Source organism: Rhizobium sp. BT-226 (genome assembly GCF_025847085.2).
GTDB classification, from domain to species: Bacteria; Pseudomonadota; Alphaproteobacteria; order Rhizobiales; family Rhizobiaceae; genus Rhizobium; species Rhizobium sophorae.
Genome location: NZ_JAOYTI010000004.1, coordinates 33,446 through 51,884, shown reverse-complemented (window position 1 = coordinate 51,884; position 18,439 = coordinate 33,446). Strand labels below are relative to the sequence as shown.

The following is an 18,439-nucleotide window of genomic DNA, read 5'->3' as shown; positions in this document are numbered from 1 at the left end:
GGGGCTTTCGTTTGCCCGGTATGTGCTTGGTCTCAGGCTTCGCTCAATTCGCCACGAAGCGACCGTTGAAGGCGACCTCGGAGAGCGGCTTGCGCTGGCTGGGGAATTCGCGCGCCTGATTGCGTTCGGAAAGAACGCTCTTGTCGGCCAGGCGGCCGATGGCGACGCCTGCTTCGATCCGGTATCCCTCGGGAATGGTAAAAGCCTGCCTGATCTCTTCATGCTTGATGCCGCCCATGCCATGGGCGTAAAGGCCACAGAGGCGCGCCTGGATCGCCAGATGCCCCCATGCCGCACCGGCATCGAAGGAATGGGTGTAGCTCGGCTTTTCCTCAGCCGAGCCGGCAGCCCCGGTGAAGGCGCGCGACACGACGAAAATCAGCGCCGACGCGTTTCTGGCCCATTCCTGGTTGGAATCGACGAGCAATGCGACGAATTTCTCCCATTCCTCTGAACCTTTGAGCGTATAGATAAGCGCCAGGGCTGGTGGTTGGCCGAAGACGGCGCCCAATGGGCAGCGTCGAGCAGGCTGAGCAACCGCGCCTCCTCGATGATTTCGCCGGTGAAGGCGCGCGGCGACCAGCGGTCGAGAAACATCGGATCGATCGGATAGTCGGATTCGCGGTGATTGCTCTTCGTCATGCTTCCGGGGTTCGGGGCGGAGAATTTGGATCGGGGCTGGGCTCAGTCCGTCCAGACGATGTCGAGCTCTTCGCGGAAGGCGAAGCGCTTCAGATGATCGTCGATGACGTGCTGCATCCTTTCCTGTTGCGAGGGATCGGCGACGGAAAGTGTCATGGTCAGTGCCGCATCGTCGGCCGCAAACGTCACCTCGGCCGTATCGCTGAACGGCACCCGACCCTTCACGGGATTGAAATCGACGCTGAACTTGTGGCTCCAGTGTTTGCAGAGCTGCTGCAGATAGCGGCTTGCATGTTCGGTCCGCACGACGGCCTTCGAGAGATGCATTTCGAACTCCACGTCATCTTGTGTAGCGCAGTCATATTTCCTGTCTCACCGGCTTGGCAAGCGCAGCATCGTCGCAGTTTGGGTGTACAGACTGTCTTCATAAAAGCGGCCTCACGCCGGCGTCGAAGCAGCGTAATGAACCAATTAGTCAATCGATTGCGGGAGTTGCGGATGCTGGTGAACGGAAAATGGACGGAAGACTGGCAGCCCGTTCAGGCCAAGGACGAGAAGGGCGGTTTCATCAGGCAGACCTCGAGTTTCCGCCATTGGGTAACCCCGGATGGTAGTGTCGGGCCGACGGGCGAAGGCGGCTTTGCAGCCAGCACCGGCCGTTACCATCTCTATGTCGCCTATATCTGCCCCTGGGCCTCGCGCACCCTGATCGGCCGCAAGCTCAAGGGCCTGGAAGACATCATCTCCGTCTCGGTCGTCGAACCGCTGCTGGGCAAGCAGGGCTGGCGCTTCGGTGATTATCCCGGCGCGACGGAGGATCACGTCAACGGCGTAACCTATATGCATGAAATCTATACCAGGGCGGCGCCGGATTTCACCGGCCGGGCTACCGTGCCGGTTCTCTGGGACAAGCAGAAAAGGACCATCGTCAATAATGAATCCGCCGATATTCTACGTATGGTGAACAGCGGCTTCGGCGGTCTGGCAAAAAATCCGATCGATCTTTACCCGGCGGAGAGGCGCACCGAGATCGATGCTTTCAACGATCGCATCTATCCTGCCCTCAACAACGGCGTCTACCGCGCCGGTTTCGCCAGTACGCAAGTCGCCTACGAAGAAGCCTTTGCCGATGTCTTTTCCTGCCTCGACTGGGTCGAGCAGCAGTTCGAGGGCCGGTCCTTTCTCTTCGCCGATCATCCCACCGAGAGCGATATCCGGCTTTTTGTAACGCTGGTGCGCTTCGACGTCGCCTATCACGGCATCTTCAAATGCAATCTCCGCCGGCTTTCCGACTATGCCAAGCTGCGCGCCTTCTGCCGCCGCATGCTGGATTGGCCGGGCATCGGTGAAACGGTCAACCTCGATCATATCAAGCGCGGCTACTATTCGATCGAAAGCCTCAATCCGACGAAGATCGTCCCCTCCGGCCCGGATCTGGCGGAAATTTTTAGAGCATGATGCCGAAAGATACGGGCGGTTTTCGGCAGAAAATCACCCAAATCGCGGCAAAGCCGTACCGCTTCTTGGCAAAGCCGTAATGACACCGATGAATAATTCGTTCATAGGTGGCTGCAAATTCGTTTTCGATGAGGAGGAATTCCATGAAGCTGATGCGTGTTGGCGAAGCAGGCAGTGAAAAACCAGCACTTCTCGATGCCGATGGCAGGATCCGCGATCTTTCCGGTCATGTCGCCGATATCGGCGGTGAAGCGATCGGACCGGCCGGCCTTGCAAAGATAGCGGCGATCGATCCGAAGAGCCTTCCGGAAATCGCACCCGGCCGCATCGGCGCCTGCGTCGCGGGCACTGGCAAGTTTATCTGCATCGGCTTGAATTATTCGGATCATGCTGCCGAAACCGGTGCGACGGTGCCGCCCGAGCCGATCATCTTCATGAAAGCAACATCCGCAATCGTCGGGCCGAACGACAATGTCGTCATTCCCCGCGGTTCGGAAAAGACCGATTGGGAAGTCGAGCTCGGCGTCGTCATCGGCAAAACGGCCAAATATGTGACGGAAGCCGAAGCGCTGGATTATGTCGCCGGTTATTGCGTCTCCAATGACGTCTCCGAGCGCGCTTTCCAGACCGAGCGGTCCGGTCAATGGACCAAGGGCAAATCCTGCGACACCTTTGGCCCGATCGGCCCCTGGCTCGTGACCAAGGATGAAATTCCGCAACCGCAGAACCTCGGCATGTGGCTGACGGTCAACGGCCAGAAGATGCAGAACGGCTCATCGAAGACGATGGTTTACGGGGTTGCGTTCCTCGTCTCCTATCTCAGCCAGTTCATGTCGCTGCATCCCGGTGACGTGATCTCGACCGGCACGCCTCCGGGCGTCGGCATGGGCCTCAAGCCGCCGCGCTATCTCAAAGCGGGAGACGTGGTCGAACTCGGCATCGAAGGTCTCGGCACGCAGAAGCAGACCTTTGTAGCGGATCGTTAACGACGCTTCCTGCTGAGAAACTTAAGTTTTCCAGTCGAGAATGGTGCCGGAGAGTCAATTCTCCGGCATTTCTTGTGTGGGTCTGGTGCGTCCATGTTGCTGTGCAACAAAAACCTGTTAGTCTGCGTTACGTGCCCGCGTTACGAAAAGAGTCGATGCCTCTCAATCGGTGTCATCTTTTCGATGGAGAAAGGTGGCGCCTTCCATGTTTTATCAGCTTTATGAATTGAACCATGCTGCCATGGCGCCGTTTCGCGCCGCGGCCGATATCATGCGATTTGCCTATGCCAATCCGCTGAACCCGTTCTCCCACACGCCGTTTGGCCGGACGATGGCAGCAAGTCTCGAAATGTTCGAACGCACGACGCGTCGCTACGGCAAGCCCGAATTCGGACTGAAGCAGACGACGATCGGTGACCAGACAATGTCTGTCCGCGAAGAGGTCGTCTGGTCGCGACCCTTCTGCAATCTTCTGCATTTTGCCCGCAATGTTCCGCCCGCCGCCCGCGGCAACGACCCGCGCATCCTGATCGTCGCGCCGATGTCCGGGCACTATGCGACGCTGCTGCGCGGCACGGTCGAAGCGCTGCTGCCGAGTGCCGATGTCTATATCACAGACTGGATCGACGCCCGCATGGTGCCGATGACGGAAGGCACGTTCGATTTCGACGATTACGTCGACTACGTCATCGAGATGCTGCATTTCCTCGGTCATGACACGCATGTCATCGCCGTCTGTCAGCCTTCCGTTCCCGTCCTGGCAGCCGCTGCCGTGATGGAAGAAGCCAGGGATCCGCTTTCGCCGGCGTCGATGACGCTGATGGGCGGCCCGATCGACACGCGCATCAACCCGACGGCGGTCAATAAGCTCGCTCAGGAGCGGTCGCTGCAGTGGTTCTCCGACAATGTCATCATGAACGTGCCTTGGCCGCAGCCGGGCTTCATGCGCCCGGTCTATCCAGGATTCCTGCAGCTTTCGGGCTTCATGTCGATGAATCTTGATCGCCACGTTGTCGCGCACAAGGAATTCTTCATGCATCTCGTGAAGAACGACGGCGAGCCGGAAAAGCATCGCGATTTCTACGACGAATATCTCGCCGTCATGGATCTGACCGCCGAATTCTATCTGCAGACGGTGGAGGAGGTCTTCATCAAGCATTCGCTGCCGAAAGGCGAACTGATGCATCGCGGCAAACGCGTCGATCCGGCGGCAATTCGCAACGTGGCCCTGCTGACCGTCGAAGGGGAGAATGACGATATCTCAGGGGTCGGTCAGACAAAGGCGGCGCAGACCATCTGCGTGAACATTCCCGAAGATATGCGCCTGCACTATCTTCAGCCGGATGTCGGCCATTATGGTGTTTTCAACGGCTCGCGTTTCCGCCGCGAGATCGCGCCGCGCATCCTCGATTTCGTCCGCCAGCATTCCCGTTCTGCCGTTAAGCCTCCGGTCCCGCGCGTCATCAAAGGCGGCCGCTCGGCGTGATTCAGAGGCAGCTGAATTAGCAAAACGGATTCAAGGCCTTGTCCGATTTCGCGGGCAATCGTCTTGAAGGCGGTTATTCCGGTAACCACATCGATTTCAGCGTTCGGTATCCTGCCGGGCGCGGAAAGCGAGGGATACCCGCACGATGAACCAGTCAGCATTGCTTCGACCGGATTGGACTCCGGCTACCATTGCCCTGATGATTCTCGGCTTCATGGTTTTCTGGCCTCTGGGTCTTGCCATGCTTGCCTACATCATCTTCGGCGACCGTCTGCGCGGCTTCAAGCGTGACGTCAACCAGGCGACCGATGGCTTCTTTGCCTCCTGCCGCCGCCCGCATGGCCGTCACCGCCCGCACTTCTCGACCGGCAACGTCGCCTTCGACGACTGGCGCAAGGCCGAGATCGACCGGATCGAGGAAGAGCGCCGCAAGCTCGACGAAATGCGCGAGGAATTTGACGCTTACATGCGCGAACTTCGCCGCGCCAAGGACCAGGAAGAGTTCGACCGCTTCATGCGTGACCGCAGGAACGCCAAGCGCGATGACAACGGCCCGGTCGCTGAATATCAGACGCCGTAAACGCCTGAACGATGAATTGATGACCGGCATCTCCCGATGCCGGTTTTTCCATGCCTGCCCTTCCGGCGATCATTTAGATTTGCCGGCGAATCGTATAGAAAACACGCATGTTCTCGCTTCTGAAAACAAGGTCGAAGGCGCGAAAGCCGGCTCCGCCCGAAATGCGGACGCTCGACGTTGCCGGCCGGCTCATGCCGCTGACGATCAAGCAGCATGACCGGGCGACACGCATCACGCTGCGCATCGAGCCGGGCGGTCGCGCCTTGAAGATGACGGTGCCCAAAGGCCTTGCGGCGCGCGAGGTCAATGCTTTCCTTGATCGTCACCAGGGTTGGCTGCTCACCAAGCTTGCCAAGTTTTCGACCGATGCCGGCCTGCGTGACGGCGGCGAAATCCTCCTTCGCGGCGTTTCCCACCGCATCCAGCATAGCGGCAGCTTGCGCGGGCTGACGGAGGCGGTTTCCGTAGACGGCAGGCCGGTGCTGCGCGTCAGCGGCATGCCGGAACATGTCGGACGACGCATTGCGGCCTTTCTCAAGAAGGAGGCGCGCGCCGATCTCGCAAGACTGGCGACGATGCATGCCGCAACGATCCGAGCGCCGATCCGTTCGATCTCGATGAAGGATACCCGAAGCCGCTGGGGCTCGTGCTCGTCGGAGGGAAATCTGAGTTTTTCCTGGCGTATCGTCATGGCGCCGCCTTCGGTGATCGATTATCTCGCCGCCCATGAGGTCGCCCATCTCAAGGAAATGAACCACGGCCCGCACTTCTGGGCTCTCTGCCGTAAGCTTTGCCCAGGTATGGAGGAGGCGAAGTCCTGGCTCAAACGGCATGGCAGCCAGTTGCATGCCATCGATTTCGACTAGCGCATAACCCTGAAAGTCGGAATCGATTTTTCGCAAAGGATGATGCGCAGATTTAAAGTGATAGCGCGTCCTTTGGACGCGCGGCGCTCTAGCCGAGAGCCGCGCTAAATTCAGCGTTCGTCGCAAATTGGCTCGACTCTTTCCGCATTTCGTGTCACTTCGCTGCCATGAGACCGGATATCAAGATCTGTGGCTTGAAGACGCCTGACGCTGTCGATCGCGCGCTGAAACGCGGCGCGACCCATATCGGTTTTATCTTCTTCGAAAAGAGCCCGCGCTATATCGAGCCGGACCTGGCGGCAAAACTTGCCGAACCTGCGCGCGGCAAGGCGAAAATCGTCGCCGTCGTCGTCGATCCGACCAATGACGAACTGGACGAGATCGTGTCGTTGTTGAAGCCGGATATGCTCCAGCTTCACGGCAACGAGAGCCCCGAACACGTGCTGACCATAAAGGCGGTCTATGGTCTGCCTGTGATGAAGGTCTTTTCGATACGCACGGCAGACGACCTGAAGCGCGTCGAGGCCTATATCGGCATCGCCGACCGTTTCCTCTTCGATGCGAAGCCGCCGAAGGGCTCGGAACTGCCTGGCGGCAATGGCATTTCCTTCGATTGGAGCCTCCTCAGCTGGCTTGACGGCAGCGTCGACTACATGCTTTCCGGCGGGCTGAACAAGGACAATATCGCAGAAGCGCTTTTCATTACTAACGCACCGGGTATCGACGTCTCCTCAGGAGTCGAAACTGCGCCTGGCATGAAGAGCGTCGCGAAGATCGATGAATTTTTTGACGCGGTCGAAAAGGCGAATGCGCCGATGATGGCCTCAGGGAGTTGAGAGTGAACGAGACGCCTAAACCGAATTCCTTCCGTTCCGGCCCCGATGAAGATGGCCGTTTCGGCATTTATGGCGGTCGTTTCGTCGCCGAAACTCTTATGCCGCTGATCCTGGACCTGCAGGACGAGTGGAACCGGGCAAAGAACGATCCGGCATTCCAGGCCGAATTGAAGCATCTCGGCGCGCATTATATCGGCCGCCCGAGCCCGCTCTATTTTGCTGAGCGGCTGACGGCCGAACTCGGCGGCGCGAAGATCTATTTCAAGCGCGAGGAGCTGAATCATACCGGCTCGCACAAGATCAACAATTGCATCGGCCAGATCCTGCTCGCCAAGCGCATGGGCAAGACCCGCATCATCGCCGAAACCGGTGCCGGTCAGCACGGCGTCGCCTCCGCAACCGTTGCCGCCCGCTTTGGGCTTCCCTGCGTCGTCTATATGGGCGCCACCGACGTCGAGCGTCAGGCGCCGAACGTTTTCCGCATGAAGCTGCTTGGCGCGGAGGTCAAACCGGTCACCGCAGGCAGCGGCACCCTGAAGGACGCTATGAACGAGGCGCTTCGCGACTGGGTCACCAATGTCGAGGATACCTATTATCTGATCGGAACGGCAGCGGGTCCGCATCCTTATCCGGAGATGGTCCGCGATTTCCAGTCGGTGATCGGCATCGAAGCGAAAGAGCAGATCCTGGCTGCCGAAGGCCGTCTTCCGGATCTCGTCATCGCTGCCGTCGGCGGCGGCTCCAACGCCATCGGCATTTTCCATCCTTTCCTGGATGACCCCTCGGTCAAGATCGTCGGCGTCGAAGCCGGCGGCAAGGGTCTGCAGGGCGACGAACACTGCGCCTCGATCACCGCCGGTTCGCCGGGCGTGCTGCACGGCAACCGCACCTATCTGCTGCAGGATAGTGACGGTCAGATCAAGGAAGGCCATTCGATTTCGGCCGGCCTCGATTATCCCGGTATCGGCCCCGAACACTCCTGGCTGAACGATACCGGCCGCGTCGACTATGTGCCGATCATGGATCATGAAGCGCTCGAGGCTTTCCAGACCTTGACCCGCCTCGAAGGCATCATCCCGGCGCTCGAGCCCTCGCACGCGATTGCCGAGGTGATCAAACGCGCCCCGACGATGGGCAAGGACGAGATCATCCTGATGAACCTCTCCGGCCGCGGCGACAAGGACATCTTCACCGTCGGCAAGATTCTGGGAATGGGACTGTAAGTCATGACCGCACGCATGGACAAACGCTTTGCCGAGCTGAAGGCCGAGGGCCGTCCGGCGCTTGTGACCTATTTCATGGGCGGCGATCCCGACTACGACACCTCGCTCGGCATCATGAAGGCGCTGCCGGAGGCAGGCTCCGACATTATCGAGCTCGGCATGCCCTTTTCCGACCCGATGGCCGACGGCCCGGCGATCCAGCTGGCCGGCCAGCGCGCCCTGAAAGGTGGCCAGACGCTGAAGAAGACGCTGCAGCTGGCGGCCGATTTCCGCAAGACCAATGATGCGACGCCGATCGTGATGATGGGTTACTACAACCCGATCTATATTTACGGCGTCGAGAAATTCCTCGACGACGCGCTCGCCGCCGGCATTGATGGCCTGATCGTCGTCGACCTGCCGCCCGAGATGGATGACGAACTCTGCATTCCGGCCATCCGCAAAGGCATCAATTTCATCCGCCTGGCGACGCCGACGACGGATGAGAAGCGCCTGCCGACGGTCCTGAAGAACACCTCCGGCTTCGTCTATTACGTCTCGATGAACGGCATCACCGGTTCGGCGCTGCCCGATCCCTCGCTGGTTTCGGGCGCGGTCGAGCGCATCAAGCAGCACACCAAGCTGCCCGTCTGCGTCGGCTTCGGCGTTAAGACGGCGGAACATGCAAAGGTCATCGGCGGTTCGGCCGACGGCGTCGTCGTCGGCACCGCGATCGTCAATCAGGTCGCGACCAGCTTGACGCATGACGGAAAGGCAACGGCGGACACGGTTCAGGCCGTTGCCACGCTGGTGCGCGGCCTTTCCACGGGAACACGTTCGGCGCGCCTTGTTGCTGCCGAATAGTTTGCGCACACTGGAAAAAGTCTATCAGGAGTATTCGAGTTGAACTGGATCACCAACTACGTTCGCCCGCGGATCAATTCCATGCTGGGCCGTCGCGAAGTGCCGGAGAACCTCTGGATCAAGTGCCCGGAAACGGGCGAGATGGTCTTCCACAAGGACCTGGAAGGCAACAAATGGGTCATTCCGGCGTCCGGTTATCACATGAAGATGCCGGCCAAGGCCCGCTTGGCCGATCTTTTCGACAATGGCGAGTTCGAATCGCTGCCACAGCCGAAGGTCGCGCAGGATCCGCTGAAGTTTCGCGATTCGAAGAAATATAGTGATCGCCTGCGCGACAGCCGCCTGAAGACCGAACAGGAGGATACGATTCTCGCCGGTGTCGGAAAGGTGCAGGGACTGAAACTCGTGGCCGTTGTGCACGAATTCAATTTCATCGGCGGTTCGCTCGGCATGGCCGCCGGCGAGGCGATCGTCAAGGCTTTCGAGCGTGCGACGGCTGAAAAATGCCCACTGGTGATGTTCCCCGCTTCCGGCGGCGCGCGCATGCAGGAAGGCATCCTGTCGCTGATGCAGCTGCCGCGCACGACGGTTGCCGTCGACATGCTGAAAGAATCCGGCCAGCCCTATATCGTCGTGCTGACCAACCCGACGACGGGTGGCGTCACGGCCTCCTATGCCATGCTTGGCGATATTCATCTGGCTGAACCCGGCGCCGAAATCGGCTTTGCCGGCAAGCGCGTGATCGAGCAGACCCTGCGTGAAAAACTGCCCGAAGGCTTCCAGACCGCCGAGTATCTGCTGGAGCATGGTATGGTCGATATGGTCGTCAAACGTCACGATATTCCCGAAACGCTGGCGCGCCTCCTGAAGATCCTGACGAAAAAGCCGGTTTCGGCGGCGAACAACATCAATAGTGGCGCGATCGCTCTGGCGGCGAGCGCCTGATAACCGACAAGCAGGCGGGGTGCCGAATTGATACCCAGAGGCCAAACCGCGGTGAGTGAGGCAGCACAGGAGATCGACAAGCTCATGGGATTGCATCCCAAGGGGTTCGATCTGTCTCTCGATCGCATCACCCGTCTTCTCGATGTGCTCGGCAATCCGCACAGGAAACTACCGCCGGTGATCCATGTCGCCGGCACCAACGGGAAAGGGTCGGTCACCGCCTTCTCCCGCGCCCTGCTCGAAGCCGGTGGCTACAGCGCTCACGTCCACACCTCACCGCATCTCGTCAATTGGCACGAACGTTATCGCATTGGCGTCAAGGGCGGACGCGGGCAGCTTGTCGACGACGCCGTTTTTGCCGAGGCCGTGCGTCGCGTAGCCGATGCCAATGCCGGACAGCACATCACCGTCTTCGAAATCCTGACGGCGGTCACCTTCATCCTGTTTTCCGAACATCCGGCCGATGCCGCGATCATCGAAGTCGGTCTCGGCGGCCGGTTCGATGCGACCAATGTCATTTCCGACCCGGCCGTCTCGGTGATCATGCCGATCTCGCTGGATCACCAGCCTTATCTCGGCGACAGGGTCGAGTTGATCGCGGCCGAAAAGGCCGGCATCATGAAGCCGGGATTTCCCGTTGTCATCGGCCATCAGGAATATGACGCAGCACTTGACGTGCTGATGTCGACGGCCGAACGGCTGCATTGCCCGAGCGCCGTCTTCGGGCAGGATTTCATGGCGCATGAGGAATATGGCCGGCTCGTCTACCAGGACGAATTCGGCCTTGCCGACCTGCCGCTGCCGCGCCTTCCCGGCCGCCACCAATATGCCAATGCCGCCGCCGCTATTCGGGCCGTCAAGGCGGCGGGTTTCACCGTCACCGAGACGATGATGGAAAAGGCGATGAGTTCGGTCGAATGGCCGGGCCGGCTGCAGCGTCTGAGCGAGGGCCGGCTGCTGTCGCATGCGCCCGCGGGCGCCGAGATCTGGATCGATGGCGGGCATAATCCCGGTGCCGGCGAAGTGATCGCCGAAGCCATGGCCAATTTTGAGGAGCGCCAGTCTCGGCCGCTTTTCCTGATTACCGGCATGATCAACACCAAGGATCCGGTCGGCTATTTCAAGGCCTTTACCGGCCTGGTCGAGAAGGTTTTCTGCGTGCCGATCCGCGGCAGCGAAGCGATGATCGACCCGGTGATATTGTCGAATGCGGCTTATGATGCCGGTTTGGTTGCCGAACCGATGTTGACGGTCGGCGATGCGCTGGAAGCGATAAAAGCCGTTCTCGATCCGGAGGCATTGCCGCCGCGCATTCTGGTCGGCGGCTCTCTCTATCTCGTCGGCGACGTGCTTGCCGACAACGGTACGCCCCCGAAATGAAAAAGCCCGGTCGAGCCGGGCTTTTCGTCAATGCGATATAAATTGGTCGGTATCAATCAGGCAGCGCTGGAAATCCAGTTCGAAAGAGCCGTCTTCGGCTTTGCACCGACAGAGATATCGGCAACTTCGCCGCCCTTGAAGATTGCAAGGGTCGGAATAGAGCGCACACCAAACTGTGCAGCGAGTTCCGGGTTCTCATCGATATTGAGCTTGGCGACCTTGACCTTGCCTTCCATCTCGACGGCGATTTCTTCGAGGCTCGGAGCAATCATCTTGCAGGGGCCGCACCATTCAGCCCAGAAATCGACGACGACGGGTTCTGCGGATTCCAGAACTTCCGACTGGAAGTTATTGATATCGACTTTCACGGTAGCCATGGGCTGCTCCTTTAACGGAATTGGGTGTTGAACCACATGTGATGGTGCGGTGCCGAATTTTCAATGTCCGGTATTTCACTTTGTCTTGACCGCTGCAAGCGCCAAACCGAGCGCCTTTTCGCTTAGCGTGAAGAGCGAGGCATTCTCGGTATAGACAAGCATGCAATCGATACGCTTATCAGGATAGAGCGGCGCCAGGATCTCGCGATAGATCGCCAGCTGCGCCCGATGCGCGAAGGGGACAGCCGCTTCTGTTGTCGGCGGCACCCGATTGGTCTTGTAGTCGAGAATGACGACGCGATCGGCAAGGACGGCAAGCCGGTCGATGCGGCCGGAGACGGCATAGCGCCGATCGTCGAGCGTCAATGTTCCCATGATCGAGACCTCGGGTTGGGCCTGCGCACCGAGGACGGCCTGCAGGCCTTCCTCGTCCAATAGTTTCAGAACCGAATCGACAAGCTTGCGCCGTTCTCCTTCCGGCCAGAATCGCGCCGCGCGTTCGGCATAGCGGCTCGCCGCATCAGGCCGCTCGCCAGACGGAATTTCGGGAAGCGCCTGCAGCATGCGGTGGATCAGCCGGCCCTTCTCCAGTGAACGATCGCTGCGCCCCTTCTCGCCGAACAGCGGCGAAATGACGAGCAGACCGCCCTCATCTTCATCGATAATCGTCCCGGCACCGGAAGGACTGAGCGGCCGGGGCAGCTCAGCCTGCGGCGGCAATGGCCGCAACAGGCCGTCCGGCAAAGTCTCCTCGCTGCCGCGCTCTTCGCTGCGATCGATACGCTCGAAGCTTCGTCCCACCCGCGGCACCCGCCATTTGATGCCCGGCCATTCCCCATCGGGACCGGAGAATGTGGTCGCCTCCACATGCGGATGGTCGTCGCTGAGTGCTGCCGAAATCATCATATGCCAGGTGTCGTTATTCACACGCACGCCACGATAGCCGCAGACGACCAGCCGGTCGGCGGCGCGCGTCATGGCGACATAGAGCAGCCGGCGATATTCCTCTTCCGCCAGCATCTGGATACGTGCGGCATCGTCCTGGGTCAGCGAATTGGAAAGATCCGAGACAGGAACCCAGACGGGCATTGGCGGCTCGTCTGGGCCGGTCTCGATCAGGCGAAGCTTCGGAAGATGGGTATGGGTGAAGGCCTTCGAACCACCATCGACGAGGAAAACGATCGGTGCTTCAAGACCCTTGGAGGCATGCACCGTCATGATTCGCACCTCGTTGCGCCCCTTGTCCTGCTCGCGCTTCATCACCGGGGCTTCGAGCTCCAGCGTCGAGATGAAGGATTGCAGCCCGGGAAGGCCGGAGCTCTCATGGTCGAGCGTGAAGGTCAGGAATTCGTCGAGGATATCGCTGACCTCGGTGCCGAGACGGGCAAGGAATTGCCGCCGCCCGCCATAGCTGCCCAGCACGCGCGCATAGAAATCATGGACCGACAGGCTCCTGGACTGCCGGAGAAACAGCTCCAGCCTCTCGACGGCAGCGCGGAAACGCTCGGTGCCGTCGGCGGCGAAGCTTCTGAGATGGCTCCAGACGCTTTCATTGTCGCCGCGCAACGCGGCGATCGCGAAGATGTCGTGCTCCGAGAGATCGAAAAGCGGGCTCTTGAGCACGGCGGCGAGCGAAAGATCGTCTTCCGGCAGAAGCAAGAAACGGCCGAGCGCCAGCAGATCCTGCACGGCGATATGGCTGGTCAGCACTAGCCTGTCCGCACCGGCGACGGGAATATCGCCGCGGCGCTTCAACGCGCGCGTCAACGCATTGACGAAGGCGTCGCGCTTGCGCACCAGCACCAGGATGTCGCCGGCCTCGATCAGGCGCTCCTTGCCTTTGTCGACAATCGTCTCGCGGCCGACGAGTGTGCCGATCGAATGGGCGATCCGCCGCGCGAGGATTGCGGCCGGCGCGCTTTCCGGCGTCGCATCGAAGGGCGCCGTCCAGTCCTCCTCCTTCACCACCGCTTCCGGCGCAACCATCTCCCAGAGATCGACGGCGCCGGGATGCCCGATGCGGCTGGAGCGATGCACGACCGGTTCGCCGAGCGCGCTGAGGCCGCGCGCGTTCTCGGGCGCCTTGAAAATGTGGTCGACGGCCTCGAGCACGTCGGCGGTCGAGCGGAAGGAGAGCGGCAGCCGCACGGAAGAAAAGCTCTGCCCGCTGTCGGAAACGCGCCGCCGCGTCCGGTCGCTCTCCTCGGAAAAACGCTCAGGCCGCGCCCCCTGGAAGGAATAGATCGACTGCTTTTCATCGCCGACGGCAAACAGCGTGCGCACGATCGGCCGGGCGCTTTCGCCGGAGAAGAAATCTTCGGCGAGCGACTGGATGACGCTCCACTGGATCGGGCTGGTATCCTGCGCCTCGTCGACGAGGATATGATCGATACCCCGATCAAGCTTGTAGTGGATCCAGGGGCCGACGCCACTTTTCGTCAGGAGGTCGGCGGTCCGGGTGATCAGGTCCTCGAAATCGAGCTGGCTGCGTTGCTTCTTCAACTCCTCATAGTCGTGATTCAGCCGGTCGGCGAGCACGAGCGCCGCATGCGTGGCGCCGTACATCCGCATCAGTTTCAGCCGGTCGCGGCTTGCTGCGACATGCGCGCGGGCAATGGCGATAGCCCCTGCCAGCTGCGGTGCCTCGGCAAGCATGGCCTTGACGAGGAATTGCGAGTCCGCCTTGGACTCGCCCTTCACTGTCAGAAAGATTTTCTCGAGGATCTCAGCGCGCCTTGCGTCATCGCGCTCCCGCCCGGCGAGCCTGAGGCCATAGGCAACCTCCTGCGCCTTCGCGCCGCCTTTCTGGTCGGCGAGCGAAAGATAAAGCTCCAGCGTGCCACCCGAAAGCTCCGGCAAAGGCCAATATTGCGCCGCGATCCTGTCTTCCGTGTCGCCGGCGGCAAGGCCGAGCCTCTTGCGCAGAACCATTTCCACGCCGCCTTGCTGTTCGGCCGTCGCCGTGAAACGACGAATGGCATTGCGGTTGGCGACGATGTCGCCGAGCAGGTTCTCCAGTCCGGATTCGTCGCCGAGATTGAGCACGTAGGCGAATGCCTCAGCAAGGGCGCTGTCTTCGTCAGGCGCGGTTGCCGTCAGCAGCGCCCGGCGCGCATCGGAAAGCAGCGCCACCGCCGCGCGATCGTCGAGAACCGAGAAATGACCGGCAACGTTGGCCTCCAGTGGGAACTGATGCAGCAGCGCCTCGCAAAAGGCATGGATCGTCAGGATCTTCAGTCCGCCGGGTGTCTCCAGCGCCTTGGCAAACAGCCGGCGGGCCTCGGCAAGCTTCAGTCCGTCGGGAGCTGTACCCTCGATCTGCGTGATCCGCCGGCCGAGGTCTTCATCGTCAAGCACCACCCATTCCGCCAGCCGTTCGAAGACCCGGTTCGACATTTCCGATGCCGCAGCCTTGGTGTAGGTGAGGCATAAAATGGCGGAAGGCCGCGCCCCGGCAAGCAGCAGCCGGATGACGCGCTGTGTCAATACATGTGTCTTGCCGGAACCGGCATTGGCCGAGACCCATGCCGAACGCAGTGGATCGGAGGCAATCGCCTGCTGGATCGTCGTCCAGCCGATCCAGGCGCCGGGATCGTCGTCGTTGGGAAGGGCGGTCACATCACTCATCACCGCCGCCCTCTTCGGTTTCGGCGGTCGACCATTCGGAGACGCGGGCAAGATGATCATAGTCGCCGCCGAAATCGAATTGCTGGGCCGGGATCAGCCGCGAAGTGAAGCCTCTTTCGCTGGATTGCAGCAACCCCGCGAATTTGACCAGCTGGTCGATCGATTCGGCTGCGAGATCCATCGCCGATCTCGCCTTGTCGCTGCGCGCCGAGCTCTCGTTGTTGACGGTATCGACCTGGAAGCGGCTTCCGGGTCGCAGACGCACATAGAGAAGGTCCTGCGGCACGAGGCTGCCGGCATCACGGAAGGCGCCGGCACTCAAGGCCGCCGCTTCGAGCGCAAGCTGCGGATCGAGAAGCACGCGCGCCTGCGCCGGCGAAGGATTGTAGCCAGTCTTGTAGTCGATAATGTCGGCCGAATGCGGTCCTGTTATGTCGATCCGGTCCGCGACGCCGGTGAGCCGGATATTGATCGACTCCAGCTCCATGCCACCCCGTACTTCCGTCAGCGTTTTCAGGATGCCATGCCGGCGTCCAGCCTCCCATTCGAGGAAGGCGCGGGCCACCGCGCGAAAGCGCGGCCGCCATACGGCATCGATATGAGGCGGCAACTTTTCCATGTCGAAAAGCTCGGAAAGAATGCGCTCCATCGCCGCTGCCGCATCCGGCGCGCCGGCGATATGGGCTTCGCGAATGAAACGGTCGATGATCTTGTGGTAGAGCGTCCCGCGTTCGGCCGCACCCGGATCGCGATTGAACGGATCGAGGGGGTCGAGCCGCAGGATGCGACGGGCATAGATGGCATAGGGATCTCGGCGCAGCCGGCCGACTTCGCTGAAGGAATAGGATTTCGGCTGCAGCGCCAGCGGCGGTTTCGGCGAGGGTCGTTGCGCTGGCGCCTGAGCATCTCCCCGATCGATGAGACCGGCCCATTGGAGAAACCGGTTGCCGCGGCCCTTCAATTCCGCTTCGAATGCCTCTCCGCCCAGCGCCAGCAGCCGCTGCAGCCAACGCGAGGCAACGGTCGGCGTTGAGCCCTGGCGTAGCGCGCGCGAATAGATCAGATGGCGCGTACCGTTTGCCATCTCGAAATCATGCGCCAACTGGCCGATACGCCGCTCCGGCGGCTCGAGGCCGATCTCCGTCTTCATCATTCGCGGAATGAAGGGATTGTTGGCGGTCTGTCCCGGCCAGGTGCCTTCGTTCAGGCCGCCGAGGATCAACGTATCGACGCTCTGCAGGCGGGCTTCCAGCGTGCCGAAGATGAAGAGGCGGGGATGGCTGAGCGCCCGGGGCTTCACCGCATGACCGGCGGCAAGGGCTGCCATGATGTCGATCCATTGCGGCCCGTCGGCCTCCATCTGGCCGTTGGTGTCGATCACTTCGCTGAGCAGAGCGGCGAGAGCGTCTCCCGCTTCGTTGGACCAGAGATCGGCGAGATTGCCTCGCGGATCGGCCGCAACGGCTTCCAGCGAACGACCGGTGCGCTCCGCCCATTCGGACAAAGTGAAGCTTGCCGTCCTTCCGCGATCCTCCGGCCGATGCCGCATCAGCGCCGAAGCCAGCGGCTCGGTCGCTTGTGTGACCCGCCGGGCAAGGTCGTATGCGGCGTCGGCGGCCTCAGGTGAAAGCGCCTTTCGCCATTGCGGTGCGTGCCTGTCCAGCGCCTGTTCGGCAAGTTGGTGGGTCAGCAGCGGCTCAAGCGTGCTGATATCCACCTCGGCCACACCGCCGCGCAGCGCCAGCAGCTCGAGCGCCTCGGTAGCGGAAATCAACGCGCCGCGCTCCAGGCCGAAGCAGGCAAGCGGATGTTTGAGCAGCGAGATGATCGCCACCGGATCGCCCGGCCGCAGCGCTGCCTCCAGCAGCAATTGCAAAAGCGTGCCCTGCGGTATGGCTGAAAGCGGCGTACCCGCCGAATCATCGGCGAGGATGCCGAAGCGCGAAAGCTCAGCCATCACCCGCCGAGCGAGATTGCGGTCCGGCGTGATGAGGGCTGCCCGGCTTTCGCCGTCCAGTCCCGACCTCTCCAATGCCAGCCTGAGCGCGATGGCAATCGCCGTTGCTTCCTCCCGCTCATTGGCGGCTTCGATCAGCGAAACATCGGAGAAGGCCGAAGACAGCGCGCCTGCCGGGAGATCGCTCTTCCACGCTCCCCAGTCGCTGGTCGCCTCCGCCGGAGCAAGGGCCCGCGACAGGATTTCGGCGCGCCGGTCAAGATCGGCCTCCGGTCTGTCGAGGAGCGTGACGTCGGCCCGCGTCAGCTTCAGCCGCTTGAGCAGCAGCGACAGACCATATTGCGGATGGCTCCGGCTTGCCGGATTGGCATGTTGGCCGGGCACCGGTTCCGGCGCGACCATCTGCCAGTGCTTTTCAAGCATGGAGAGATCGAGACCCGGCAGCACGATCACCCCTTCAGGCAGATTGGCGACGGCGGCGATGAGATCGGCGGTGGCGGGAACCGAACCCGTCGAGCCGGCGATGATGATCGGCCCCGCGGGTTTCGTCGCCGAAAGCCGGCTTGCTTCGGCCCGGAGAATGGCGTTTCTGTGCCGCGCCGGCGAGGATTTGCCGAGTTCGGACAGCCGCTCCGGCCAGAATGCGCTGGCGATCTGCAGGAACTCCGCCGTCAGCTGCCACCAGGCGGCATAATCGCCGGTATCGAGTTTCGACAGCTCCGACCAGTCGAGATCCTCGGTCTCGATGGAGTCGATCAGCTCGGCAAGATTGCGGGCGAGCCAGATCGCATCTGCCGGGCTTGCCGGCGCGACGAGCGGCGAGTCCGAATGAATGTGGCGGACGATCTCCGGCAGCTTGTTTCGCCAGGCAAGGATGAGGCGCGCAAGCTCCAGCAGGCGGGCGGTATTCGACAGCGGCTGGGCGAGATCGATCGTTGCCGGCAGCGCCTCGTCGAAATAGCCGCTATCGTCATCGGTTTCGCCGAGCGGGCGGATGACGGGGAGGATCGCTGATCGGCCGCCGAGCAGGTCGACAAATTCCGAGCGCAGCACACGCACGGCGCGCCGGGTCGGCAGGTAGATCGTCACTTTGGCAAGCGATAGCGGATCATCGGCGTCGTGCCGGAAAAGCGGCGTCAAGCGGCCGTCGCAAAGTGTCGTCGCCAGCGTTTTCAGGAAGGAGAGGCCCGCCGGGATCGTCAGGATGCGTGGCTGGTGCCGCTCCACCATGGC

General features: G+C 61.3%; 14 protein-coding genes and 1 pseudogene. 10 read left to right on the top strand and 5 right to left on the bottom strand.

Annotation, left to right across the window (positions count from 1 at the left end):
* Positions 1-43 precede the first annotated feature (43 nt).
* Positions 44-642, bottom strand: a pseudogene (locus tag OIU37_RS24815) (nitroreductase family protein).
* 42 nt (positions 643-684) lie between these two features.
* On the bottom strand, positions 685-969 hold the full coding sequence (locus OIU37_RS24810; RefSeq protein ID WP_171604403.1) for a DUF2218 domain-containing protein: 285 nt from the start codon (positions 967-969) through the stop codon (positions 685-687).
* A gap of 171 nt (positions 970-1,140) precedes the next feature.
* On the opposite strand from OIU37_RS24810, the gene OIU37_RS24805 reads away from it, so the two are divergent.
* The 10 genes from OIU37_RS24805 to OIU37_RS24760 all read left to right on the top strand — a co-directional run bounded on the left by OIU37_RS24805 (position 1,141) and on the right by OIU37_RS24760 (position 11,245).
* A complete protein-coding gene (locus OIU37_RS24805; protein WP_264258927.1) occupies positions 1,141-2,100 on the top strand; it encodes a glutathione S-transferase family protein in 960 nt (319 codons plus the stop codon).
* A 143-nt stretch (positions 2,101-2,243) separates the two neighbouring features.
* Positions 2,244-3,086, top strand: coding sequence for a fumarylacetoacetate hydrolase family protein (locus tag OIU37_RS24800; RefSeq protein ID WP_171604401.1), 843 nt, complete (start codon positions 2,244-2,246; stop codon positions 3,084-3,086).
* A gap of 205 nt (positions 3,087-3,291) precedes the next feature.
* Positions 3,292-4,572 carry a polyhydroxyalkanoate depolymerase gene (locus OIU37_RS24795; protein ID WP_171604400.1) on the top strand — a complete coding sequence of 427 codons (1,281 nt, stop codon included), beginning with the start codon at positions 3,292-3,294 and terminating at the stop codon, positions 4,570-4,572.
* A gap of 145 nt (positions 4,573-4,717) precedes the next feature.
* Complete coding sequence (locus OIU37_RS24790) at positions 4,718-5,152, top strand: DUF2852 domain-containing protein (RefSeq protein WP_164015576.1); 435 nt, start codon at positions 4,718-4,720, stop codon at positions 5,150-5,152.
* Positions 5,153-5,259: 107 nt separating this feature from the next.
* Entirely contained in the window at positions 5,260-6,018 is a 759-nt protein-coding gene (locus tag OIU37_RS24785) for a M48 family metallopeptidase (RefSeq protein WP_171604399.1), read from the top strand.
* Between the two features lie 167 nt (positions 6,019-6,185).
* The gene (locus OIU37_RS24780) at positions 6,186-6,854 is read left to right on the top strand and encodes a phosphoribosylanthranilate isomerase (RefSeq protein WP_264258926.1); all 669 of its coding nucleotides are present in this window, start codon (positions 6,186-6,188) and stop codon (positions 6,852-6,854) included.
* 2 nt (positions 6,855-6,856) lie between these two features.
* A complete protein-coding gene (gene trpB, locus OIU37_RS24775) occupies positions 6,857-8,077 on the top strand; it encodes a tryptophan synthase subunit beta (RefSeq protein ID WP_171604397.1) in 1,221 nt (406 codons plus the stop codon).
* Positions 8,078-8,080: 3 nt separating this feature from the next.
* The gene (gene trpA / locus OIU37_RS24770) at positions 8,081-8,920 is read left to right on the top strand and encodes a tryptophan synthase subunit alpha (protein ID WP_168314963.1); all 840 of its coding nucleotides are present in this window, start codon (positions 8,081-8,083) and stop codon (positions 8,918-8,920) included.
* Positions 8,921-8,959: 39 nt separating this feature from the next.
* Positions 8,960-9,865, top strand: a complete 906-nt coding sequence (gene accD, locus OIU37_RS24765; protein ID WP_180696641.1) for an acetyl-CoA carboxylase, carboxyltransferase subunit beta — start codon at positions 8,960-8,962, stop codon at positions 9,863-9,865.
* Between the two features lie 27 nt (positions 9,866-9,892).
* Positions 9,893-11,245, top strand: a complete 1,353-nt coding sequence (locus tag OIU37_RS24760; protein WP_264258925.1) for a folylpolyglutamate synthase/dihydrofolate synthase family protein — start codon at positions 9,893-9,895, stop codon at positions 11,243-11,245.
* 56 nt (positions 11,246-11,301) lie between these two features.
* Here OIU37_RS24760 and trxA read toward each other — a convergent pair whose 3' ends face one another.
* The 3 genes from trxA to addB form a co-directional block, all read right to left on the bottom strand.
* Positions 11,302-11,622, bottom strand: a complete 321-nt coding sequence (gene trxA, locus OIU37_RS24755; RefSeq protein WP_003544118.1) for a thioredoxin — start codon at positions 11,620-11,622, stop codon at positions 11,302-11,304.
* 75 nt (positions 11,623-11,697) lie between these two features.
* Positions 11,698-15,249 (bottom strand): double-strand break repair helicase AddA, encoded by a 3,552-nt coding sequence (gene addA, locus OIU37_RS24750; RefSeq protein WP_264258924.1) that lies wholly within the window; start codon positions 15,247-15,249, stop codon positions 11,698-11,700.
* Positions 15,242-18,436: a double-strand break repair protein AddB gene (addB, locus tag OIU37_RS24745; protein WP_264258923.1), complete on the bottom strand. Its 3,195-nt coding sequence runs from the start codon at positions 18,434-18,436 to the stop codon at positions 15,242-15,244. Before addB ends, addA begins: the two co-directional genes overlap by 8 nt.
* Between the last annotated feature and the right edge of the window lie 3 nt (positions 18,437-18,439).

Excerpts from the sequence above, each read along its gene's own strand:
- OIU37_RS24810 (WP_171604403.1), bottom strand. The coding sequence starts at position 969 with ATGCATCTCTCGAAGGCCGTCGTGCGGACCGAACATGCAAGCCGCTAT.
- OIU37_RS24805 (WP_264258927.1), top strand. The coding sequence starts at position 1,141 with ATGCTGGTGAACGGAAAATGGACGGAAGACTGGCAGCCCGTTCAGGCC.
- OIU37_RS24800 (WP_171604401.1), top strand. The coding sequence starts at position 2,244 with ATGAAGCTGATGCGTGTTGGCGAAGCAGGCAGTGAAAAACCAGCACTT.
- OIU37_RS24795 (WP_171604400.1), top strand. The coding sequence starts at position 3,292 with ATGTTTTATCAGCTTTATGAATTGAACCATGCTGCCATGGCGCCGTTT.
- OIU37_RS24790 (WP_164015576.1), top strand. The coding sequence starts at position 4,718 with ATGAACCAGTCAGCATTGCTTCGACCGGATTGGACTCCGGCTACCATT.
- OIU37_RS24785 (WP_171604399.1), top strand. The coding sequence starts at position 5,260 with ATGTTCTCGCTTCTGAAAACAAGGTCGAAGGCGCGAAAGCCGGCTCCG.
- OIU37_RS24780 (WP_264258926.1), top strand. The coding sequence starts at position 6,186 with ATGAGACCGGATATCAAGATCTGTGGCTTGAAGACGCCTGACGCTGTC.
- trpA (WP_168314963.1), top strand. The coding sequence starts at position 8,081 with ATGACCGCACGCATGGACAAACGCTTTGCCGAGCTGAAGGCCGAGGGC.
- trxA (WP_003544118.1), bottom strand. The coding sequence starts at position 11,622 with ATGGCTACCGTGAAAGTCGATATCAATAACTTCCAGTCGGAAGTTCTG.
- addA (WP_264258924.1), bottom strand. The coding sequence starts at position 15,249 with ATGAGTGATGTGACCGCCCTTCCCAACGACGACGATCCCGGCGCCTGG.
- addB (WP_264258923.1), bottom strand. The coding sequence starts at position 18,436 with ATGGTGGAGCGGCACCAGCCACGCATCCTGACGATCCCGGCGGGCCTC.